Source organism: Microbacterium sp. 4NA327F11 (assembly GCF_005503465.1).
Taxonomy (GTDB): domain Bacteria; phylum Actinomycetota; class Actinomycetes; order Actinomycetales; family Microbacteriaceae; genus Microbacterium; species Microbacterium ginsengisoli.
The window spans coordinates 74874-96950 of record NZ_SCOB01000012.1 but is presented as its reverse complement, the minus strand read 5'-3'; the positions used below and the strand labels follow the sequence as shown (position 1 = coordinate 96950).

Genomic DNA, 22077 nt, shown 5'->3' with positions numbered 1-22077 from the left:
CCCAGTGCCACGACGTTCCGACCGGAGGACACCATGCGGGAGCGCTCCACCGAACCCCTCGTCGACATCGACGGATACCGCAACATCACCGACCTGCTCACCCGGCGCGCGGCGTCGCGCAGCTCGCGCAGGGCCGCATCGGGCACCGGCTGCGCGTCGGCGGGCACGACGAGCGCCACGGCGGCGATCACCCGTCCGGTGTCGTCGACGACCGGCACCGCCACCGAGCATTCCCCGACGACGGCCTCCTCGATCTCCCACGCGAGCGCCGCCGCTCGGATGTCGTCGAGCGCCGACGTGAGGGATGCGGCATCCGTCACTGTGTGGTCGGTGAGGTCGGCGAGCTCGCGCGCGAGCAGCTCGGCGCGCACGTCGTCGTCGTACGCCGCCAGCACCTTGCCGATCGCCGAGGCGTGCACGGGCAGCGTGATGCCGGTCTCGGGCATCTGCTCGGAGCCGTCGGGGCGCCGGTCGTGGTGGATGACGAGCACGTCGCCGAGCAGCGGCACCCCGAGCCGGGTGGCGAATCCGGTGCGCTGCGACAGTGCGTGCATCCACCGGATGGAGCGCGACCGCACATCGAGGGTGTCGAGGTAGACGCTCGACAGCTTGAGCAGTGCCGGCCCGAGCATGTAGCGGTTGCCGTCGGGTTCCTGCGCGACGAGCCCGTGGGCCTGCAACGACTTCACGAGCCCGTGCACGGTGGACGGGGGGAGTCCGAGCGCGGCGCCGAGGTCACTGACGCCCAGTCGCCGCGCGCCCTGCAGGAGCCCGAGGATGCGCGCGGCACGGTCGATCGACTGGATCATGGGGCTCTCCTTCCGCATTCAGCATCCTCAGGGGACGCACGGTCGGGATGCCTCTTGACACCGGCGTCCGACGCGACAATGCTTCGATATTAGCGAAGTGGTTTCGACAATGTCGAAAATTGCACCGTCGATCCACACATCGTTCACAGGGGAGCGTGAGTCATGGACGACATCACCACGCGGCGCATGCGCGTCGCGGACACCCCCTGCTGTGACGCCGGCGGGCGATCCCGATCCGTCGCGCGCATCGACAACGCCTCGACGACCGAGGCCTGAAACGAGCAGGAGATCCGCGCATGAAGAAGCTCATCAACGACCCGGCCAACGTCCTCGCCGACGCGCTGCACGGGGTCGCCGCAGCCCACCCCGAACTCGACGTCGACTTCGAGAACCGCGTCGTGTTCGGCACCGCACCGCGCGCCGGTCGCGTCACCCTCGTCTCCGGCGGAGGCTCGGGCCACGAGCCCCTGCACAGCGGCTTCGTCGGCGACGGCATGCTGGACGCCGCATGCGCGGGTGAGGTGTTCACCTCGCCCACGCCCGACCAGATGCTCGCCGCCGCGACGAAGGTCGACTCCGGTTCGGGCGTGCTGTTCATCGTGAAGAACTACACCGGCGACGTGCTCAACTTCGAGATGGCCGCCGACCTCGCCCGCGAGGAGGGCGTGATCGTCGAGTCGGTCGTCGTGGCCGACGACGTCGCCGTCGAGGACTCCACGTGGACCGCGGGTCGCCGAGGCGTGGGCACCACCCTCGTCGTCGAGAAGGTCGCCGGCGCCGCCGCGGCCGAAGGCCTGCCCCTCGCAGAGGTCAAGCGCATCGCCGAGAAGGTCGCCGCGAATGGACGCTCGATGGGCGTCGCGCTCACGAGCTGCACCGTGCCGGCCAACGGCAAGCCGAGCTTCGAGCTGCCCGAGGACGAGATGGAGGTCGGTGTCGGCATCCACGGCGAGCCGGGCCGCAAGCGGGTGCCGCTGGCATCCGCTCACGACATCGCCGAGACGATCGTCACCGCCATCACCGACGACCTCGACTTCACCGGATCGCCCGTGATCGCCCTGCTCACCGGCCTCGGCGGCACGCCGCTCATCGAGCTCTACCTCACCTACGGCGAGATCGCGAAGGCCCTCGAGGCGAAGCGCGTCACCGTCGCGCGCACACTCGTCGGCGACTACGTCACGAGCCTCGACATGGCCGGCGCCTCGCTCACGCTGGTGAAGGCCGACGACGAGATCCTGCGCCTCTGGGATGCCCCGGTCGTGACCTCCGCGCTGCGCTGGGGGCGCTGAGATGGCAGACGTCATCACCGTCGCCCAGCTCGAGGCGTGGCTGCGCGCCGCCTCCGCCGCCCTGCACGAGAAGGCCGCCTGGCTCACCGAGCTCGACTCGGCCATCGGCGACGCCGACCACGGCACGAACATGGCCCGCGGCTTCACCGCCGTGGTCACGAAGCTCGACGCCGGCGTGCCCGACACGGCTCCCGCCCTGCTGAAGTCGGTCGGGATGACCCTCATCTCGACCGTCGGTGGGGCGAGTGGCTCGCTCTACGGCACCCTCTTCCTCGAGGCGGCCAAGGCGCTGCCCGCCGACTCCGAGGTCACCGCCGCGCAGTTCGCCGACGCGCTCGCCGCCGGCGTCGCCGGCATCGTCTCGCGCGGTCACGCCGAGATCGGCGACAAGACCATGATCGACGCGCTCACCCCCGCTGTCGCGGCCTTCGCCGCCGCGGCGGCGGCGGGTGAAAGTGCAGCGGATGCCGCGGCATCCGCTGCCCGCGCCGGAGAGGCCGGACGCGACTCGACCGAACCGCTCGTGGCGCGCAAGGGTCGTGCCTCGTACCTCGGGGAGCGCAGTGCCGGGCATCTCGATCCGGGGGCATCGTCGTCGGTCATCCTGCTCGAGACCCTGGCGGGAGTGCTGGCCGCGTGATCGGGTTCGTCGTCGTCTCGCACTCCGCCCCGCTCGCCGACGCGGCGGTCGACCTCGCCCTGCAGATGGTGCACGACGAGGCGCCGCCGGTGCGGGTCGCGGCCGGCGCCGCGGGCGGCTTCGGCACGGACGCCGCCGCGATCGCGCAGGCGATCGACGAGCTGGCCGACACCGACGGGGTGCTCATCGTCACCGACCTGGGCTCGGCCGTGCTGAGCTCCTCGCTCGCCCTGGATCTCCGGGAGAGCGCCGTGCCCGTGCGCATCAGCGACGGGCCCTTCGTCGAGGGGTTGACCGCCGGGATCGTCCGGGCCGTGACCGGCGGCACCCTCGACGAGGTCACGGCCGAAGCGCGCCGCGCGCTCGATGCGAAGCGGCAGGACGACGTCGCCGAGACGGGGGCGGATGCCGCACCCGCCGCGGCGCCCGTCGAGGTCGCCCCCGCGGTGGCCGTCGCCGAGGTGACCCTCGTGAACGAGGTCGGGCTGCACTCCCGGCCCGCGGCATCCGTCGTGAAGACCGTCGGTCGGTTCGACGCCGCTGTCACCGTGACCAACGCGACCTCGGGCAAAGGGCCGGTGTCTGCGTCGAGCCTCATCGGACTGCTGTCGCTCGCCGCGGGGAAGGGCGATGTGCTGCGCATCGCGGGGGACGGGGCAGATGCGGTCGCCGCGGTCACCGCCGTGCACGACCTCGCCGCCGACGGGTTCGGCGAAGCGGCCTGACGCGTCGGCTCCGTCGCCGGGATCAGGAGAAGTCGGCGGCGACGGCGTTGCGGTGGTACTCGAAGATCAGGCTCGTGCGGGTCGAGGCGACGCTCGGTCGTGCCGAGAGTTGATCGACGACGAAGCGTCGTACCGACGACGACGTGTCGACGGCGATGTGCACGAGGAAGTCGTCGACCCCGCCGAGGAAGAAGAGCTGGATGACGTCGGGGTGCCGGCTGATCTCCTGGGCGAACCCGCGGATGTTCTCCTGACGCTGCCCGGGCCGCAGGGTCACGCCGATGATCGCTTGGAGGCCGCGCCCGAGCGCGGTCTGGTCGACGGCGGCGTGGAAGCCCGTCAGTACCCCTCGTTCGACGAGGGAGCGGGTGCGGGCGTGGGCGGTCGACGGGGCGACGCCCAGCTGATCGGCGAGGGCCGCGTTGGTCGCCCGCGCGTCGCGACTGAGGGTCTCGATGATCTGCTCATCGATCGGGTCGAGCTCATCGGGCATCGAAGATCCTTCGACAGTTGGGGGACAAGAGCGGAGTTTCCAGAGAACTCTACGGCGATATGACGAATCTGACGCAGAAGATTCTGCATGTAACACAAAGGAGCGAACCGTCTGCCATATTTCCCTCAACCCGCCGGAGGAACCGAGGAGCCCGACATGCGCGTCGCCGTGCCGACCGAGATCAAGAACAACGAGAACCGGGTGGGGCTCACGCCCGCCGGCGTCGACGCTCTGCATCACCGCGGCCACGAGGTCGTCGTGCAGTCCGGAGCCGGCATCGGCAGCGGGTTCTCCGATGACGAGTACCGCGCCGCCGGCGCCGTCATCGCCGCCACCGCCGAGGAGACCTGGTCGGGTGCAGACCTGCTCGTGAAGGTCAAGGAGCCGATCGCCGCGGAGTACCCGCTGCTGCGCCCCGACCTCACCCTCTTCACCTACCTGCACCTCGCCGCCGACCGTCCCCTCACCGAGGCGCTCATCGCGGCCGGCACGACCGCCGTCGCCTACGAGACCGTGCAGACCCCCGACCGTGCGCTCCCTCTCCTCGCCCCGATGAGCGAGGTCGCTGGGCGCCTCTCGATCGTCGTCGGCGCCCACGCCCTCATGCGCGCCTCCGGAGGCCGCGGCCAGCTCATGGGCGGCGTGCCGGGCACCCCGCGGGCGAAGGTCGTCGTGATCGGCGGCGGTGTCGCCGGCGAGCACGCGGCTGCCAACGCCCTCGGCCTCGGTGCCCAGGTCACCGTCATCGACATCTCCCTGCCGGCCCTGCGCCGCATCGAGGCCCGCTTCGGCACCCAGGTGCAGACGCGCGCGTCGACCCGGTACGAGATCGCCGAGCAGCTGCGCGATGCCGATCTCGTGATCGGCTCGGTGCTCATCCCCGGGGCCGCCGCCCCGAAGCTCGTCACCGACGACATGGTCGCCGCCATGAAGCCCGGCTCCGTGCTCGTGGACATCGCCATCGACCAGGGCGGATGCTTCGAAGGCTCCCGTCCGACGACCCACGACGACCCGACGTTCCCCGTGCACGACTCCGTGTACTACTGCGTCGCCAACATGCCGGGCGCCGTGCCGCACACCTCGACCCGCGCTCTTGCGAACGCCACGCTGCCCTACGTCATCGCGATCGCCGACAAGGGATGGGACGCGGCATCCGCTGCCGACCCGGCCCTCGCGAAGGGTCTCAACGTCGTCGGCGGCGAGGTCGTCAACGCGGGGGTGAAGGCAGCCCTCGGCCTGTAATCGAGCGACATCCGCCCGACATACGGGCCACGTACGCTCGCGCTCGTGATCGGGTATCCGGACTATCTGCGGCTGCTGCCCAAGACCGAGCTGCACTGCCACTTCGCGTCGACGATGAACGCGCCGCTGTTCATCGAGCTCGCCGACCGGTACGGCGTCGCGTTGCGCTCGACCGACCCCGCGACGCTGTTCGACTTCGACGACCTGCGCGACTTCCTGGTGGCGTTCCGGGCCGCGCACGACGTGCTGCGCGCGCCCGACGACTTCGCCCGCGTCGCCTACGAAGGCGTGCGCTCGGCGGTCGCCGACGGCAATCTGCGCTACCGCGAATACTTCGTCAACCCGCAGTACTTCGCGTCGCGCGGCCTCGCCTACCCCGACGTGATCGACCCGATCATCGACGGACTGCGTCGCGCCGAGACCGACTACGGCGTCGGCTTCCGGGTGATCGCCGCGATCAACCGCCGCGAGTCGCCCGAGAGCGCCGTCGAGATGGTGCGGCAGGTGCTCGCGCACCCGCGCCCCGAGGTCGTCGGCATCGGCCAGGACGACCTCACCCCCGAGGACACCGAGGACCCGGCGCGCTTCGCCGACGCTTACGCGCTCGCCGCCGCCCACGGCCTGCACCGCACCGCCCACGTCGCCGAGACCGATCGGGCGCTGCCGTCGGCGGTGCGCGACGCGCTCGAGGTGCTCGACTGCGACCGCCTCGACCACGGCTACCGCATCATGGACGACCCGGCGCTCGTCGAGCTCGCCCTCGCGCGCGGGGTCGCCTTCACGACCACCCCGATCTCCACCACCATCTGCACCGGCTGGCACCTCGACCCCTCGCACCGCATCCGCGGCATGATCGAGGCGGGCCTGACCGTGACCGTCTCCACCGACGACGCCATGTTCTTCCGCACCGACCTCGGACGCGAGTACACCGAGGGCCTGCTCGAGATGGGTGTCTCGGCCGAGACCGCCAAGCGCATCGCCCTGAACGGGGTGGATGCCGCGTGGTGCGACGACGCCCAGAAGGCACGTCTGCGGGCGGAGTTCCGCGCACAGTTCCTCACGCTCGACGCGGCGCTCGCGGGCTGAGCCGCGGCATCCGCTCGTCGTCGGCGCCGACGAGGACGAGGACGATAGAGCATACGGCGCACGAGGACGTGAGGCAATGGCCTGGTGTGACCCTGGATGCGGCGGCGTAGAGTGCCGCCACGCACTTGGGGAGAGCGAGGGGGAATCGCTCGGGGTGCGGCACAGGGGGACGGTGGAGTCTCCCTGGCGATCTCATTGGGGAGACAACATGAACAAGGCAACAAAAGGCACGTTGGCGATCGCGGCGGGTGTCGTCCTGCTCTTCGGAGGCGGAGGATCGCTCGCGTACTGGAGCTCGCAGGCGACGGTCACGCCGGCGCAGGTCACGACCGGGCAGCTGACGATCGGCACGGCGTCGTCGTCGGGTTGGTCGGTGGAGAAGTACCTCGGGTCCAGTTTCACGAGCGTCGACACGACGAGCTACCTCGCTGTTCCTGGTGACACGCTGCAGTACGCGGCCACCTTCCCGGTGACGGCGGTCGGCACGAACCTGGCGGTCTCGGCAGCGCTGACGGGCGGTGCGCTCACGTCGTCCAGTTCGGGCCTGCAGACCCTCCTCGGCGCCACGCCGACGTACGCGGTCAAGGACCAATCGGGCACGACGATCACCCCGTCGGCCGGATCGTACGTGATTCCGGACGGCACGACCGCGCTCAGCGTGACGACCACGATCTCCTGGCCGTTCGGATCGACCGGCGATCAGGTCGGTGCGAACTCCACGATCTCGCTGTCGCAGATCGGCCTGACCCTCACCCAGGTCGCTCCGTAACCAGCCGCCGGTCATGCGCGGGAGCACCACGGCCGCGGTGAGTGCGGCATCCCTGATCCTCGGGGCTGTCGTGCTCGCCGTGGTGGTCGCGCCCGGCACCTACGGATCGTTCTCGTCCGCGACGATTGTCAGCCCCGCCACAGTCACGACCGGAACGCCCTCGCTCGCGATCACCACCGGAACGCCCGTGACCCCTGCCGGGGTGTATCCGGGCGGGCCGGCCGACCTCATCGCGGTGAGGACCGTCACCAACGGCGGCGCCGTCGGGCTGCGCCTCGGAGCCGCCGTCGCCCTCGCCGGGCCGTCGTCATCGAATCTCGGCGGCAACGTCGTGGTGAGTTTCGCCACGCAGACCAGCGCGACCTGCGCGGCGACCCCGCCGGCGTCGGGGCTGTGGACGTGGAGTCTCGCCGGCGGTCTCACCTCACCGACGACGGCCCCGACGCTGGCGTCAGGGGCGAGTGCCACCCTCTGCGTCTGGCAGTCGCTTCCGGCGACGGCCCCCAATGGAACCTTCGCCGCCAGCGCGTCGCCCACCCTCACCCTCACCGGCTCCCAGACATCGCCGTGACCGGACATCGAGCACCGCCATGACCCGCAGAACCGCCGCCATCGCCGCCATCGCGGCGGCCTGTGCGTTCGCGGTGCTCGCACCGGCGGCCGCGTTCGCCTACTGGTCCGTCAGTGCGCAGACGACGGTCGCGGCATCGAGTCGCACCTTCGCGGTCACCGCTCCCGGCGCGACCGCGGTGTCGTTCTTCGGGCGCACCGGCACCCAGTACGCCGCGGTGACCATGGCCAACTCGGGCACCACGCCGTGGGCGAGCGTCGCCGTCGCCACGGCGCCCGGAACGAACTCCCTCGGCAGCGGGGCCACCGCCACCGTGCAGATCACCTCGGCCGCGAGCGCCTCGACCTGCGCGACGGATGCCACCTACAGCGGCGTCACCGCGCAGAACATGCTCGCCGCGGCATCCGCGACCCTCTCGACGAACCTTCCGGCGCCGGGCGCCACCACCTACGCCTGCCTGAAGATCGTGGTCGCCGGTGTCGTCGCGAGCACCGCCAGCGGGGCCGCCCCGCCGAGCCCCGCAGCCGCCGCCACCCTGACCCTCACCCCCGCGCAGCAGAACTGGAGCACGTCGCAGTCGGCGTCGCTGACCGCGACGAGCACGGGGTGGATGTCGTGCCTGACCAACCCGGGCATCCTCAACGTCGCTGCACAGTCCGCCACCGTCACCTACACCGCGCCGGTCTCGGGTACGTACACCTTCACGCTCGACACCGGTGCCACCTTGACAGCGACGGGTGTGCCCGCCGGAACCGCCACCCGCACGATCACCAACGCCCTCCTCGGCGGAAGCGCGGGCGACCACTACGTCACCGTGAGCTACACCGCTGGGAGTACCACGGTGTACGTCGGCATCGCTCATCTGACCTATGTGTCGGTGCTCGGGCTCGGCCTGGGGGTGCAGTGCACATGACCGGCTCCGTCGCGCTGCTCGCCGTGCTCACCGCGGCAGCGCTCCCGCTCGCGCCGGCGGCCGCGCCTGCCGTCGCGCGGGCCGCCACGGCGGCAGGCGAACCGGGGCTCTCCTTCAGCGCCGACGGCTCCACGTGGACATCCGGCCCGCTCGACATCGTGCCCGCGTCCTGGCGTCCTGTGCCGGGATCCGCCTTCGACGCCACGTTCTCGGTGCGCAACGACCGGAGCACCGCGGCATCCGTCGCCCTCTTCGCCACCGATGTGTCCTCGAGCTCGCGCGACCTGCTGCTCGCGACGAGCATCGCGGGAGGAGGGGACGCCCCGCAGCAGCTCGGTGAGGTCACCGGATGTCTCGCACTGGCGTCGGCGCGACTCGCACCGGGCGAGGTGATCCCGGTGACGCTCTCGCTCGCCGTCTCACCGGGATTGAGCACCGCGCAGAACACGGCGGTGTCGTTCGAGGTCGTCTCGACCGCGAGCGACGCGATGACGGCACCGCCGGCCTCGACCTGCCCCGTCGCGTCCCCGCCCGCGCCGTCGGTGTCGGCACTGCCGCGCACGGGCTGGTTCGACGGCGACACGCTGCGCACCGTGCTGCTCGCCGGCCTCGGCGCACTGGGCGCGGGCGCCGTGCTCTCGGTGAGACGCAGGGAGCACCACAGATGACCGACACCCTCCCCGCCACCCGCCGCGCGGTGCGCCACCGATCCGGAGAGCGGGTCTCCGTGGTGCGGATGATCGCGGCGGGACTGTCCTGGGCTCTGCTGGTGATCGTCGCGTTGATCGCGATCGTCGTCATCGCCGTGCCGGCCGTGACGGGATCACGCGCCTACACTGTGCTCACCGGGTCGATGGTGCCGCTGTATCCCCCCGGCACCCTCGTCGTCGTTCGGCCCGTCGATCCGTCGACGCTGCGTACCGGTGACGTCGTCACGTATCAGCTCGAATCGGGCAAGCCCGCGGTCGTCACCCACCGCATCGTGGGCATCGGTGCGTCGGGCGACGGCGCCCCCCTGTTCCTCACCCGCGGCGACGCGAACAATGTCGACGACGCGAAGCCGGTGCTCGCCGCGCAGGTCGTGGGCAAGCTCTGGTACGCCGTGCCCTACATCGGATGGATCAACAACATCCTGGTCGGTGACTGGCGCATGTGGGTGATCCCGATCGTGGTCGGCGCGCTCCTCCTCTACGGCGTCGTGACGCTGATCTCCGCCCATCGTGATCGGCGTCGTGCCCGCGCCGCCGCCGATCGCGGCACCCGTCGAGTGCACTGAGACGGGATGCCGCTGCCCCGGGTCGGTCGGTCGGAGCGACAGACCCGGGGCCGCGAGACCTCGGTGCGGCGTCGCGTCAGGGGCGGCTGGCGCGACGGTGCCGGCGGGCGCCCGCAGGGCGTGCGGCCGTGCCGTCGGATGCCGCGGGCCGGCCGCCGTGCGGATGTGCGGCGCCGTTCGCGCCGCCGTGGCGGGCCTGGCCGGTCCCGCCGTGGCCCGGCGCACGCTGTCCCTGCGTGGAACGCTGCCCCTGTGCCTGCCCCTGGCCGCCGCGGGCCGGGCGTCCCTCGCCGGAACGCGGCGTCGCGGCATCCGCGCGACCGGCGCCGGACGTGCCGCCCGACGACCGGCGACCGCGGGATCCGCCCTGACCGGCGGCCGGCTGCGACCCGCCCTGGGGCTTCGCCTTCTGCGGCTGGGTCTTCGGCTTCTGCGCGGCGGCGGCCGGAGCGGCGCTCGGTGCCACGCGCGCAGCCGTCTCGCCGACGAGGTCGCGCACAGCGGGGGTGTCGGCATCCACGTTCTCGAACGGTGCGGTGATGGCGGCCTTGCGCAGCATGTCGGCCACGTCGCGCTTCTGCGACGCGAGCACGACGGTGACGACGGTGCCCTCGGCGCCGGCGCGCGCGGTGCGGCCCGAGCGGTGCAGGTAGGCCTTGTGCTCGAGCGGCGGGTCGACGTGCACGACCAGCTCGACCTCATCGACGTGCACGCCGCGGGCGGCGACGTCGGTCGCGACGAGCACGCGAACACCTCCGGCTGCGGGGTCGGCGCCGAAGGCTGCGAGGTTGCGCTCGCGGGCGCCCTGGCCGAGGTTGCCGTGCAGGTCGACCGCCGGGATGCCCCTGGCTGTCAGCTGGCGGGCAAGCTTCTTGGCCTGGTGCTTGGTGCGGGTGAAGAGGATGCGGCGCCCCACGCCGGACGCGAGGGTCTCGACGAGGCTCGCCTTGTGGTCGTCGGCGACGAGCAGCACGCGGTGGGTCATGGCGGCGGCGGGCACGCTGGACTCGTCGACCGAGTGACGCACCTCGTCGCGCAGGAACGAGCGCACGAGGCCGTCGACACCGCGGTCGAGGGTGGCGCTGAACAGCAGGCGCTGTCCACCGGCGGGCGTCGCCTTGAGGATGCGGGTGACGCCCGGCAGGAAGCCGAGGTCGGCCATGTGGTCGGCCTCGTCGAGCACAGTGATCTCGACGGTGTCGAGGGTCACGACACCCTGCTTCATGAGGTCCTCGAGTCGGCCCGGGCAGGCGACGACGATGTCGACGCCGGCACGCATGGCCTGTTCCTGCGGGCGCTGGCTGACGCCACCGAAGATCGTGGTGACGCGCAGACCCGCCGCCTCCGCGAGCGGGGTGATGGTCGCCGCGATCTGGGTGGCGAGCTCGCGGGTGGGGCAGAGCACGAGACCGCGCGGACGGCCGGGGCGGCGGGCTGCGGCCTTCGCGCCGCTGAGGCGGGCGACGAGGGGCAGCGAGAACGCGAGCGTCTTGCCACTGCCGGTGCGGCCGCGGCCGAGCACGTCGCGACCCGCGAGGGAGTCGGGCAGCGTGTCGCGTTGGATGGGGAAGGGCTCGGTGCGGCCGGTGGCCTCGAGCACGGAGACGAGCGGCGCGGGCACGCCGAGAGACAGGAACGAAGACATGGGGGACTTTCGGGATGAGGGCGCGCTCACGAAGACATGTGCACGCGGGGAGGGCGCGGGTGCGTGATCGCACCTCGGGTCGCCGCTCGAGAAGAACCGCGACGGGGAAGTCGGGGAGCGTGTCAGCGACGCAGGCGCCGAAGCGCCGTCATCGACGTTATCACGGGTGCGGTGGGTGTCTGCCGGGCGGGAGCGCGAACGACGACGGGCGCCGACCCGGGGGATCCCGGTCGGCGCCCGTCGTCGTGGTCGTCAGGAGCGGTGCGCGCGGTAGTACGCGAGCAGGCTCCGGGTCGAGGCATCCTGCGAGGCGAAGGCCGCCTCGTCGCCCTCGATCGCGGGCGCGATCTGCAGGGCGAGCTGCTTGCCGAGCTCGACGCCCCACTGGTCGAAGGAGTTGATGCCCCAGATCGTGCCCTGCGTGAACGTGATGTGCTCGTAGAGCGCGATCAGCTGGCCGAGCACCGACGGGGTGAGCGCCGGGGCGAAGATCGAGGTCGTCGGGCGGTTGCCCGAGAACGTGCGGGCGGCCACCAGCGGGCCCGTCGTGCCCTCCGCCTCGACCTCGGCGGCCGTCTTCCCGAACGCGAGCGCCTTGGTCTGGGCGAGGAAGTTCGCGAGGAACAGCCCGTGCACGTCGCGGTCGCCGTCGACGAGCGGGAAGGCCGGGTTCGCGAACGCGATGAAGTCCGCAGGGATCACCCGGGTGCCCTGGTGGATGAGCTGGTAGAACGCGTGCTGCCCGTTCGTGCCGGGCTCACCCCAGAACACCTCGCCGGTGTCGGTCGTGACGGGCGTGCCGTCCCAGCGCACCGACTTGCCGTTGGACTCCATCGTGAGCTGCTGCAGGTACGCCGGGAAGCGGTGCAGCAGCTGCGAATAGGGCAGCACCGCGTGGGACTGGGCGCCCAGGAAGTTGACGTACCAGACGTTCAACAGTCCGAGCAGCACCGGCACGTTCTGGGCGAGCGGGGTCGTCGCGACGTGCGTGTCGACCGCGTGGAAGCCGGCGAGGAACTCGTCGAACACGTCGGGGCCGAGCGAGATGGCGAGCGACGTGCCGATGGCCGAGTCGACCGAGTAGCGGCCGCCCACCCAGTCCCAGAATCCGAACGCGTTGTCGGTGTCGATGCCGAAGGCCGCGACCTTGTCGAGCGCCGTCGAGACCGCGATGAAGTGGTGTGCGACCGCGTTCGTGCGGGATGCCTCGTCGTCGCCGATCGCCCCCTGCTCGGCGAGCTTCGCCCACAGCCAGTCGCGCGCGAGACGCGCGTTGGTCAGGGTCTCCAGCGTCGTGAAGGTCTTCGACGCGACGATGAACAGCGTGGTCTCGGGGTCGAGATCGGCGGTCTTCTGGGCGATGTCGGTCGGGTCGATGTTCGACACGAACCGTGCCTCGATGCCTGCGTCGGCGTAGGGCTTGAGGGCCTCGAACACCATGACGGGACCCAGGTCGGATCCGCCGATGCCGATGTTCACGACCGTCGCGACCCGCTTGCCGGTGACGCCCGCGAACTCTCCCGAGCGCACCCGCTCGGCGAACGCGCGGATACGGCCGAGCACCTCGTGCACGTCGGTGTCGATGTGCTGTCCGTCGACGACCAGCTCGGGGCTCGCGCCCGCCGGGCGACGCAGCGCCGTGTGCAGCACCGCCCGGTCCTCGGTGGTGTTGATGTGCGCGCCCGACAGCATCTCGGCGTAGCGCGCGGCGACCCCGGTCTGCTCGGCCAGGCGCACGAGCGAGGCGAGGATCTCGTCGGTGATGAGGTTCTTCGACAGGTCGACATGCAGGTCGGCCAGCGGGAAGCTGAGGCGCTCCGCGCGGTCGGCGTCCGCGGCGAACCAGCCGCGCAGATCGGGGTGGAACGAGGAGTGTGCGGCGGCCAGCTCAGCCCAGGCGGGCGTGGTGGTCGCGTCGATGGGGGCGGTCACGATGAGACTCTACCGATGACGGATGCCGCGGGCCGCGGCATCCGTCGGTCGGTTCTCAGCGCTCGGCCGCCGCGAGGTTCGCGACGAGCTCGTCGGCGTTCTGCCGAACGACGTACGCCGGACGGTCGCGCTCGACGCGCCAGCTCTCGGCGAGAGGGCCGGCGCTGACGGTGTCGAAGCCGAACTCGTCGTAGAGGGCCGTGATGAAGGCGACGGCCTCGTCGGAGTCGCTCGCGGTCGCGAGGGCCCGGCGGTCGGGGGTTCCGGCCGGGGTGCCGTCGGTGAGGATCTGCGTCGACATGATGTGGTTGAAGCCCTTCACCACGGTCGAGGTGGGAAGGTGCTCCTGCAGCATCTGCGACGTGGTGGTGAGGTTCTCGTCGAGGGCGGCGATGTGGCCGTCGCGTTCGAAGTAGTAGTTGTTCGTGTCGACCACGATCTTGCCCGCGAGCGGGGCGACCGGCACCTGGTCGAGGGCCTTGAGCGGCACCGTCACGATGGCCCAGTCGCCGGCAGCGGCGGCCTCTTCGGGTGTCGCGGCGCGGGCGGTCGGGCCGAGGTCGGCCACGAGGTCGGCGAGGGTCTCGGGCCCGCGCGAGTTGGCGATCACCACGTCGTAGCCGCGGTCCACGAGGCCGCGGGCGAGGGTCGATCCGATGTGTCCTGCTCCGATGATTCCGACTGTCGTCATGCTCGCCACAGCGCTCCGCGCCGCGCCGGTATTCCCGCGCGACATACTGGGCGCATGGATCCGGTCGCCACCATCGCCTGGGTGGTGGCGTTCGTGCTCGTCACGGTCATCGTCACCGGCCTGGTCGGTCGCATCGGCTTCTCCGCACCGGTTGCGCTCGTGGTCGTCGGCGGCATCGCGTCGTTCGTGCCGTGGGTGCCGCGGGTGAGCGTCGAACCCGACCTGATCCTCTTCGGCATCCTCCCGCCGCTGCTGTTCGCGGCCGCGCTGAAGACCTCGCTCATCGACATCCGCGCCCGCAACGACAGCATCCTGCTGCTCTCGGTCGGCCTCGTCGCCTTCACGGTCGTGGTCGTCGGAGTCTCGACGTGGGCGGTGCTGCCCGCCGTGGGCCTCGCCGCCGCCTTCGCGTTCGCCGCTGTCGTCGCCCCGACCGACGCGGTCGCGGTCACGGCGATCGCGGGCAAAGTGGGCCTGCCGCGACGGGTGGTGACGATCCTGGAGGGCGAGAGCCTGCTCAACGACGCGACCGCGCTCGTCGCGCTGAACGCGGCGATCGCGGCGATCGTGAGCGTCGTCAACCCGGGCACGGTGGCGCTCGACTTCGTGCTCGCCGTCGGCGTAGGGGTGGCGGTCGGGGTCGGCGCGGGCGCGCTGCTCACCGTGGTGCGCCGGCCGCTGCGCTCGCCCGTGCTCGACACCACCCTCATGCTCGCGGTGCCGTTCGCGGTGTTCCTCATCGCGGACGAGCTGCATGGCTCCGGGGTGATCGCGGTGGTGATCACCGGGCTGTACGTGGGCTTCCGCTCGCCCGGGGTCATCCGCGCGGAGTCCCGCGTCGCCGCGCAGCTCGTGTGGCGCACCATCCAGTTCCTGCTGGAGAACGCGGTGTTCCTGTTCATCGGCCTGAACCTGGCCGGCATCCTCGAGGGCGCCGTGCGCACCGGACCGGGCCTGTGGCCGACGGTCGGCATCGTGGCCGCGATCCTCGCGGCCCTCATCCTCTCCCGCTTCGTGTGGGTGATGATCACGACGTTCGTCTACCGGTTCGGTCCGCGGGTGCTGCGCGACCGCAGCTGGGACGTGCGCAACGGGATCGCCGTGGCATCCGCCAGCGTGCGCGGCGTCGTGACGCTCGCCGCCGTGTTCCTGCTGCCCGAGCAGACGCCGATGCGGGAGTACCTGCAGTTCCTCGCGTTCGTCGTGGTCGTCGCGAGCCTGATCGGGGGTCTCGCGCTGCCCCGCATCGTGCGGGCACTGCACCTGCCGGCGCGCAACGACCTGCAGGAGCGCACCGAGGTGAAGCTGCTCATGGCAGAGGCGCGGCAGGCGGGGCTGCGTCGTCTCGACGAGACCGTCACCCCCGACGACGAGCCGCGCGTGGTCGAGCTGCTGCGCGCCGACGCGGCGTTCCTCGGCGAGACGCTCGATGCCGGGGCGGATGCCGCGTGGCCCCAGCTGCAGTCCATGCATCGTCTGCGACGCGCGATGATCCAGGCGCAGCGCGAAGCGGTTCTCGTCGCGCGCCGCGAGCGCCGGTTCCAGGAGGTCGCGGTGCTCGCGGCGCTGCGCGCCATCGACGCGGAGGAGACGTCGCTGCGGGCACAGGAGGCCGAGCCCTAGACCGTTCGCGCCCCGCCGCGTCGATGAGGTGGTCGTGCTCGCCGCCGAGATCGGCGACGTCGGGCCGACCTGTATCCCCGGCCACCTCGGCATCGGCCGGGCGTCGACCTCGCAGGTATTTTCTCGCGAGCGAGCGCGCCTTCGGCGTCGGGTACGACCCGAGACGAAAAGGCAAGCGAATGCCGCGTGCCGACGTCTGACGAAAAACACAGACAGACCCCCGATGAGGTCTGGAAGAGTCGATGTATGAGGTGGTTGCGTTCGCGAGAGCGTCGTGAGCTCGTTCTGGATTGGGTGTTCCTGATCGGGGTGCTGCTGAAAGCGGTTGACGGACTTATCGAGCTCGTGTTCGGCATCCCGGCGTTGTTCATCAGCCCCGCGCAGTTGGTATCACTGACGAGCGCTCTGACCGCGGGGGAGTTGGCAGCAGACCCGCACGATCTCCTCGCGAATCTGCTGCTGCGTGCGACGTCGGGGCTGAGCGCGGACGCGTTGCTCGTGAGTGGGGTCTACCTGATCGTCCATGGTGCGGTGAAGGTCGCGATCGTGGTCGCCCTGGTTCTCGGGTCGCGCAGGGTGTACCCGTGGTCGGTGGGTGCGCTCGGTGTGCTGTTGATCGTGCAGCTCGTCGACCTCATCCTCGCGTTCTCGATTGGTGTGCTTCTGCTGGTTGTTCTCGACTCGGTGATCATCTGGCTGACTGTCCGGGAGTGGCAGCACGGGCGCACTCTGCGCGACGTCGCGAGGTTGCGGATGCCCTGGCTCGACCGTCGCGTGCGGAACGCTGGAGCGGCGGGCAATTGAGCGATGGGGTCCGGCTTCCGCGGCTGGCGCCGTTGTATGCCGCGGGGTTCGTAACCGCGTTCGGGGCGAACAGCATCGCAATCGCAGTAAGCGGGCGGCACGAGCAGCTCGGCCTGACGCTTGCCTCGCTGGGCGTGTTCCTGGCCCTCTATGACTTCGCGGAGCTGATCTCGAAGCCTGCGTTCGGCGCGTTCGCCGCGCTATCCGCGGGGGTCGCCGTCACCGCAGCCGTGGGACTGCGATACCGAGCGCGTACATCGCGCTCGCCGAGCCGTAGCTGACGAGCCGACCCGGCGACATCGGCGAGCTGAGTCAGGCCACGTCGTGCCCCGGAAAGCGGCATCGCGCTGGCGTTCGTCGGGGCGAGCATCGCGATGCTCGTCATCGTGCTCATCGCCTTCGTCTCGCGCCCCTATCGACGGCTGTCCCGCGCCTACGCCGAGACGCCGCCTCCGGCGGCCGCCGCGGACACCACGGAGGAGTGGGGATCGTCCGGGGCACTCCGTCCGGAGCCGAACGGCAGCGTGAGCACGGGAGAATAGCCGTGTGACCCCCGACGCCGCCGCCCCGCCGACCGCACTCACTCCCGCCGACGCGCTCCCGTCGATCGACCTTCGCCTGATCGCGGTCGACATGGACGGCACGCTGCTCGACGCGGACGGAGCCGTGCCCGACGACCTGTGGCCGCTGCTCGACGACCTCCACGATCGGGGCATCGCGTTCGCTCCGGCGAGTGGCCGCCAGTATGCGACGCTTCGCCGCGACTTCGACAGCCACGCCGACGGCATGGTCTTCATAGCCGAGAACGGCGCCCTGGTCATGCGTGACGGCGTCGAGCTCAGCGCCGACCTGCTCGAGCGCGACATCGTCGCCGAGGTCGTGAGACTCGTGCGGACGATCGACGCCGACGCGGGGCTTGTGCTGTGCGGCAAGCGCGGCGCCTACATCGAACGATCGGATTCCGCGTTCCGCACCGAGGCACACCGGTACTATGCGGCGCTCGAGGTCGTCGACGACCTGCTCGCCGTCGACGATGAGATCGTGAAGCTCGCGGTGTTCGACTTCGCGGGGGCGGAGGCATCCGCGTTTCCGGCGCTCGCGCACCTGCGCGCCACCCATCAGGTGGTCGTCTCGGGGGAGTGCTGGGTCGACGTGCTCAACGTCGGTGTCAACAAGGGCCACGCGCTCACCCGCCTGCAGCAGACGCTCGGGGTCACGGCCGAGCAGACGGTCGCGTTCGGCGACTACCTCAACGACCTCGAGCTGATGGATGCCGTGGCCCACTCCTTCGCGATGGCCAACGCCCACCCCGACATCGTGGCGCGAGCCCGCTACGTCGCGCCGTCGAACCGTGATCACGGCGTCATCACGGTGCTGCGGAGCATCCTCGATCGTCTGGGCGCCTGAGGCCGCGGATCAGCGTGAGTCCGCTCGAGTCGTGACTCACGCGCGCGGGCTGAGTCCCGGCTCGGTCGGCTCGACGTCGGGCTGCGAGAGCGTCGCGACGATCACGCCGACGAGGGCCAGTACGCCGCCGAACACCTTGATCGGGTCGGGGGTCTCGCCCAGCGCGATCGCGAACGCGTAGCCCAGCGCAGGGATCGCGGCGGTCGCGGCACCGGAGATGACGGCCGGGAGGCGTTCGGCGCCGTAGTTGAACAGCACGAGTGTCGGAGCGGTCACCACGAGCGCGAGGATGAAGATGCTGACGACCCCGCGCAGGTCCGTCGGGATCGCGAACGTGCCGGTGACGCCCTCCCAGCCGAGCCAGGGCAGCATGAGCACGGTGCCCCAGATGCCGGTCGCCGTGGCGAGCACGACCGGGTCGGGTGCTTCCTCGCGCGCGGCGTAGCGACGCAGCAGCACGGTGTAGATCGCGTACGCGCTGATGCCGATGACGTAGAGCACGGCGCCGAGGTCGACCCGGAATCCCGACGCCGCGACGAGCGCCACGCCGCCGGTGGCGAGCGTGAGGCCGATGACCGTCGCGACCGTCAGGCGCTCCCGCAGCATGATGACCGCGGCGATCGCGGTGAGCACGGGCAGCAAAGCCGAGACGAGCGCCTCGGTGCCGGGGGTCGTGAACAGCAGGCCGATGTTGGCGAGCGAGTAGTAGATGGTCACGCCGGTGAGTCCGAGCAGGATGCTGCGGGGGTCCGCCAGGGTGCGCCAGAAGTGGCGGCGGCGCATCGCGAGCGGCACGAGCACGACCAGGGCGATCGCGAACCGGCCGACCGAAAGCACCGCGGGGGAGCCGGTCTCCAGGGCCCACGCCGAGATGACATAGGCGACCGACCAGAGCACCACCGCCAGGCCGATCGCGCCGAGCGGGAGCCAGGTGCGCCTCACGCGCCGACCGGGACGAGCGCGGGAGCCATGCGCTCAGCCTATCGACGCGGCGAGGCCCGCCGCGGTCATCGGGCGCGGTGGTCTTCGGGGTGCAGGCGGGCGCCCCGCCGGGGTTCGCGCACGCCGGCCGCCGCGAGCAGACGGATGACCCGTTGCCGGTGCCCTCGCCACGGCTCGAGCAGGTGCAGCATCCCCTCGTCATCGGTGCGATGTCCGGTGAGGGCGAAGCCCACCTCGTGCGCGAGGTGGTAGTCGCCGACGCTGACCGCATCGGCGTCGCCGAACGCACGGATGCGCGTCTCGGCGGAGGTCCACGGCCCGACGCCCGCCAGCGACACCAGCACGCGGTCGGCCTCGTCGAGGGAGGTGCTCGTCGCCCGCACGATCGCCTCGCCCTGGGAGGCCGCGCGCACGATCGCGCGCGACTGCGGCGGCTCGAGTCCCGCTCGGTGCCACGACCACGACGGCACACGGCGCCACCCCTCGATCGACGGCGGTGCGAACAGCGGCCGCGGAGTCGGTCCCGGCGCGCGCTCGCCGTACCAGGTGACGATGCGCCGCCAGGCGGCGAATGCCTGCACGCCGGTGACCTTCTGTTCGACGATCGCACTCGCGAGCGCGTCGAACACGAGGTCGGTGCGCGAGAGTCTGAGGCCGGGGTGACGATGGTGGGCATCGACGAGAAGCGGATGCCGCGGCTCGAAGCCCGCGGCGTCGTCGCGCGCCCCGCACAGGTCGGGCAGCTGGGCGAGCGCCCACGCGGCGCCCGGTCCCCAGGCTGCCCCGCGGATGACGCCCGGCGAGGTCTCGCGCAGTGCGAGGGTGGCCACCCCGTCGGGGGTGCGGCTCGCGCGCCAGATGACGGCCCCGTCGGCGTGCATCGTGGGATCGCCCGCACCCCGTCGCTGGAACAGCACGGTGCGCCGCAGATCGAGCGGCTGCCGCGGACGGTACTCCGTCTCGAGTGGGCGGGTGTTCGCGGGTCTTGGGTCGCGACCCACCGCCGAGGCGGCGGCGGGTGCGAGCGTCATGCGCTCACCCTAGGCGACGCCGCCGACGTCGGCGAGGTGCCGACGGGGGATGTCCCGTGCGCGCCCGCGGCGGCTCAGAAGCGGTCGGGCGACGGGGTTCCGTGGCCGTAGCGGATCGACACGTCGGCGTGGCGGTCGAAGCGGTATCCGACGCCGCGCACGGTGCGCACGATGTCTTCGAAGCGTCCGAGCTTGGCGCGCAGGCGTCGCACGTGAACGTCGATCGTGCGCTCGCCCGGGGCATCCGCGTCGTCGCTGCTCCACAGCGAGTCGACGAGCTCGGTGCGCTCGATGGTGCGGCCCTCGCGCAGCACCAGGTACTGCAGCAGCTCGAACTCCTTGTAGGTGAACGAGGCGGACTCGCCGTCGATGAGCACGCGCTTGCGGGAGATGTCGACGACGACGCCGGATTCGGCGCGTTCGTCGGTGGCGGGGCGCTCGGCTTTGGTGCGGGCGACGGCTCCGGGCTCGCGCAGGGCGAGGCGTACGACGTCGACGTCGCGGCCGCCGGCCCCGACGGGGGCGAGGGCGACGGTGGCGTAGGTCTCGGCGCCCGGGGCGATGTCGGCGAGGGTGCGCCGCAGGGCGGTGACGAGGGTGTTGAGCGAGACGCCGGCGGCTGCCGCGGTGGCCTCGTCGAAGCCGACGTAGAGCGCGAAGCCGCGGGGCTCGCTGCCCTCGGGGATACGGCGCTCCGGTGCGGTGGCCGCCGGGGCGGCCGGGGCGGCGGGCTCGACGATGCGCAGGGCGGGGCGGGCGACGGGAGAGTCAAGAAGGGCGGAGTTCGACATGGGATGAGTCCTCGGGGAGGGAACCGGGCGTGTGCCTCGCGGTTCGGTGCGTGGTGTCGTGTGGGCCGCGGGTCGCGGCCGAGGTGCGGCATCCTGATCGACGATGTCCGGCCGATCGGATGCGGGGCGCGGATCTCCGTTCAGAAGGAGTCCGGGTGCCGACGGGGTGGCCGTGTCAGCGGCACATTCGACAACACATGACAGCGCGAGCCGGCATCATCATGCCAGCGGTCCCGTTCGCCTCCCAGGCGGACAGAAGCTTCGCGTTGTCAGTCATGGGGCCGATTATCACCCTCGGTTTCACGGGGTGTCAAACCGCGCAAAGCCGCACGGTCCCGCATGAACAAATGTGACGAAACGCGCCGTCACGACCGGATCGGCCGCGCAGATCGGCGGCATGCGGCATCCGAGATAAATTGTGCACAATTCAATTGTGTGCGAGGATCGAGCCGTGCAGCCCTCCGTCGACATGCTCTGCTTCGCGCTCTACAGCGCCGCGCGCGCGACCACCCATGCCTACCGGTCGCTGCTCGAGCCCCTCGGGCTCACCTATCCCCAGTACCTCGTGCTCGTGCTGCTCTCCGACGACCGCGCCCGCACCGTGAGCGAGATCGGCGACGAGCTCAGCCTCGACTCCGGCACGCTCTCGCCGCTGCTTCGCCGCATGGAGCAGGCGGGGTTCGTGACGCGCAGCCGCCGCGCGCGCGACGAGCGCGTCGTCGAGATCGGGCTCGCCGACCGTGGCCGCGAGGTGCGCGCCCAGCTCGCACCTGTGGCCGAATGCGTCTTCGACGCGATGGGGCTCGGCGCCGAGAACGGCATCGCACTGCGCTCTCAGCTGCACGCCCTCACCGCCGCCCTGCAGGCGGCCCCCGATCTTCACCCGGCCCTCGCCGGGTGACGCCGCCGGGACACGCCCGGCCCCCGCGAGCATCCGCTCGCCCTCGGAAGGAGAACCCATGGAGACCCTCTACACCGCCGAAGCCCTCTCGACCGGAGGCGGACGCTCGGGCCACGTGCGCACGACCGACGGCGTGCTCGACCTCGACCTCGCCGTGCCCGCCTCGATGGGCGGAGCCGGGGGTGCCGCCGCCAACCCCGAGCTGCTCTTCGCCGCCGGCTACGCCGCCTGCTTCCACGGCGCACTGCGGGCCGTCGCCCGTGCGCAGAAGGTCTCTATCCACGACACCGCGGTCGGCTCCAAGGTCTCCATTGGCCCGAACGGGCAGGGCGGCTACCAGCTCGCCGTCGAACTCGAGGTGGTCATCCCCGAGCTCGACCGCGACGCCGCGCAGGCCCTCGCCGACGCCGCCCACCAGGTCTGCCCCTACTCGAACGCGACCCGCGGGAACATCGACGTCGTCGTGCGCGTTGTCGAAGACTGACACTGAACCGCGC

The 22077-nt window shown here is 71.4% G+C and carries 23 protein-coding genes; 15 read left to right on the top strand and 8 right to left on the bottom strand.

Annotated features, from left to right (window positions below; genetic code table 11):
- Positions 1-809: IclR family transcriptional regulator (locus FFS51_RS09635; protein WP_137878194.1), on the bottom strand; the 809-nt coding region annotated here is incomplete at its 3' end.
- A gap of 296 nt (positions 810-1105) precedes the next feature.
- Here FFS51_RS09635 and dhaK point away from each other — a divergent pair.
- Genes dhaK through FFS51_RS09620 form a run of 3 tightly spaced genes read left to right on the top strand, consistent with a single transcriptional unit; the run spans position 1106 to position 3463 of the window.
- Positions 1106-2098 carry a dihydroxyacetone kinase subunit DhaK gene (dhaK, locus tag FFS51_RS09630; protein WP_137878193.1) on the top strand — a complete coding sequence of 331 codons (993 nt, stop codon included), beginning with the start codon at positions 1106-1108 and terminating at the stop codon, positions 2096-2098.
- A gap of 1 nt (position 2099) precedes the next feature.
- Positions 2100-2738 (top strand): dihydroxyacetone kinase subunit DhaL, encoded by a 639-nt coding sequence (gene dhaL, locus FFS51_RS09625; protein ID WP_137878192.1) that lies wholly within the window; start codon positions 2100-2102, stop codon positions 2736-2738.
- Complete coding sequence (locus FFS51_RS09620) at positions 2735-3463, top strand: HPr family phosphocarrier protein (RefSeq protein WP_137878191.1); 729 nt, start codon at positions 2735-2737, stop codon at positions 3461-3463. Before dhaL ends, FFS51_RS09620 begins: the two co-directional genes overlap by 4 nt.
- 22 nt (positions 3464-3485) lie before the next feature.
- Here FFS51_RS09620 and FFS51_RS09615 read toward each other — a convergent pair whose 3' ends face one another.
- A complete protein-coding gene (locus FFS51_RS09615) occupies positions 3486-3956 on the bottom strand; it encodes an Lrp/AsnC family transcriptional regulator (RefSeq protein ID WP_045247174.1) in 471 nt (156 codons plus the stop codon).
- 156 nt (positions 3957-4112) lie between these two features.
- On the opposite strand from FFS51_RS09615, the gene ald reads away from it, so the two are divergent.
- From ald to FFS51_RS09585, 7 genes are all read left to right on the top strand, one after another.
- Positions 4113-5198 (top strand): alanine dehydrogenase, encoded by a 1086-nt coding sequence (gene ald / locus FFS51_RS09610; RefSeq protein WP_056519008.1) that lies wholly within the window; start codon positions 4113-4115, stop codon positions 5196-5198.
- Between the two features lie 45 nt (positions 5199-5243).
- Entirely contained in the window at positions 5244-6284 is a 1041-nt protein-coding gene (add, locus tag FFS51_RS09605) for an adenosine deaminase (protein WP_056519005.1), read from the top strand.
- A gap of 208 nt (positions 6285-6492) precedes the next feature.
- Complete coding sequence (locus tag FFS51_RS09600) at positions 6493-7053, top strand: alternate-type signal peptide domain-containing protein (protein WP_171006156.1); 561 nt, start codon at positions 6493-6495, stop codon at positions 7051-7053.
- A 13-nt stretch (positions 7054-7066) separates the two neighbouring features.
- Entirely contained in the window at positions 7067-7624 is a 558-nt protein-coding gene (locus tag FFS51_RS09595) for a hypothetical protein (RefSeq protein WP_137878189.1), read from the top strand.
- A 19-nt stretch (positions 7625-7643) separates the two neighbouring features.
- Positions 7644-8537 carry a hypothetical protein gene (locus FFS51_RS09590; RefSeq protein ID WP_137878188.1) on the top strand — a complete coding sequence of 298 codons (894 nt, stop codon included), beginning with the start codon at positions 7644-7646 and terminating at the stop codon, positions 8535-8537.
- Positions 8534-9205 carry a hypothetical protein gene (locus FFS51_RS14695; RefSeq protein ID WP_045247179.1) on the top strand — a complete coding sequence of 224 codons (672 nt, stop codon included), beginning with the start codon at positions 8534-8536 and terminating at the stop codon, positions 9203-9205. The genes FFS51_RS09590 and FFS51_RS14695 overlap by 4 nt, the downstream gene beginning before the upstream one ends.
- Positions 9202-9813 (top strand): signal peptidase I, encoded by a 612-nt coding sequence (locus FFS51_RS09585; protein WP_171006155.1) that lies wholly within the window; start codon positions 9202-9204, stop codon positions 9811-9813. Before FFS51_RS14695 ends, FFS51_RS09585 begins: the two co-directional genes overlap by 4 nt.
- Before the next feature lie 76 nt (positions 9814-9889).
- Here FFS51_RS09585 and FFS51_RS09580 read toward each other — a convergent pair whose 3' ends face one another.
- The 3 genes from FFS51_RS09580 to FFS51_RS09570 all read right to left on the bottom strand — a co-directional run bounded on the left by FFS51_RS09580 (position 9890) and on the right by FFS51_RS09570 (position 14081).
- On the bottom strand, positions 9890-11458 hold the full coding sequence (locus tag FFS51_RS09580; protein WP_137878186.1) for a DEAD/DEAH box helicase: 1569 nt from the start codon (positions 11456-11458) through the stop codon (positions 9890-9892).
- Positions 11459-11710: 252 nt separating this feature from the next.
- Positions 11711-13393 (bottom strand): glucose-6-phosphate isomerase, encoded by a 1683-nt coding sequence (pgi, locus tag FFS51_RS09575; RefSeq protein ID WP_137878185.1) that lies wholly within the window; start codon positions 13391-13393, stop codon positions 11711-11713.
- Positions 13394-13445: 52 nt separating this feature from the next.
- On the bottom strand, positions 13446-14081 hold the full coding sequence (locus tag FFS51_RS09570; RefSeq protein WP_045245833.1) for an NADPH-dependent F420 reductase: 636 nt from the start codon (positions 14079-14081) through the stop codon (positions 13446-13448).
- A 54-nt stretch (positions 14082-14135) separates the two neighbouring features.
- Between FFS51_RS09570 and FFS51_RS09565 the strand changes: the two genes are divergently transcribed.
- The 3 genes from FFS51_RS09565 (at position 14136) to FFS51_RS09550 (ending at position 17915) form a co-directional block, all read left to right on the top strand.
- Entirely contained in the window at positions 14136-15704 is a 1569-nt protein-coding gene (locus FFS51_RS09565; protein WP_045245830.1) for a cation:proton antiporter, read from the top strand.
- Positions 15705-15950: 246 nt separating this feature from the next.
- Entirely contained in the window at positions 15951-16508 is a 558-nt protein-coding gene (locus tag FFS51_RS09560; protein WP_045245829.1) for a DUF2127 domain-containing protein, read from the top strand.
- Positions 16509-17054: 546 nt separating this feature from the next.
- Positions 17055-17915 carry a Cof-type HAD-IIB family hydrolase gene (locus FFS51_RS09550; RefSeq protein ID WP_283205733.1) on the top strand — a complete coding sequence of 287 codons (861 nt, stop codon included), beginning with the start codon at positions 17055-17057 and terminating at the stop codon, positions 17913-17915.
- A 36-nt stretch (positions 17916-17951) separates the two neighbouring features.
- On the opposite strand, the gene FFS51_RS09545 is transcribed toward FFS51_RS09550, so the two are convergent.
- The 3 genes from FFS51_RS09545 to FFS51_RS09535 all read right to left on the bottom strand — a co-directional run bounded on the left by FFS51_RS09545 (position 17952) and on the right by FFS51_RS09535 (position 20679).
- Positions 17952-18857, bottom strand: a complete 906-nt coding sequence (locus tag FFS51_RS09545) for a DMT family transporter (RefSeq protein WP_045245826.1) — start codon at positions 18855-18857, stop codon at positions 17952-17954.
- A gap of 65 nt (positions 18858-18922) precedes the next feature.
- Positions 18923-19888 carry a DNA-3-methyladenine glycosylase family protein gene (locus FFS51_RS09540; RefSeq protein WP_045245824.1) on the bottom strand — a complete coding sequence of 322 codons (966 nt, stop codon included), beginning with the start codon at positions 19886-19888 and terminating at the stop codon, positions 18923-18925.
- A gap of 74 nt (positions 19889-19962) precedes the next feature.
- The gene (locus tag FFS51_RS09535) at positions 19963-20679 is read right to left on the bottom strand and encodes a winged helix-turn-helix domain-containing protein (RefSeq protein ID WP_137878184.1); all 717 of its coding nucleotides are present in this window, start codon (positions 20677-20679) and stop codon (positions 19963-19965) included.
- A 451-nt stretch (positions 20680-21130) separates the two neighbouring features.
- On the opposite strand from FFS51_RS09535, the gene FFS51_RS09530 reads away from it, so the two are divergent.
- Entirely contained in the window at positions 21131-21580 is a 450-nt protein-coding gene (locus FFS51_RS09530) for a MarR family winged helix-turn-helix transcriptional regulator (RefSeq protein ID WP_235557396.1), read from the top strand.
- A gap of 58 nt (positions 21581-21638) precedes the next feature.
- Positions 21639-22064, top strand: a complete 426-nt coding sequence (locus FFS51_RS09525) for an organic hydroperoxide resistance protein (protein ID WP_137878183.1) — start codon at positions 21639-21641, stop codon at positions 22062-22064.
- The last annotated feature ends 13 nt before the right edge of the window (positions 22065-22077 follow it).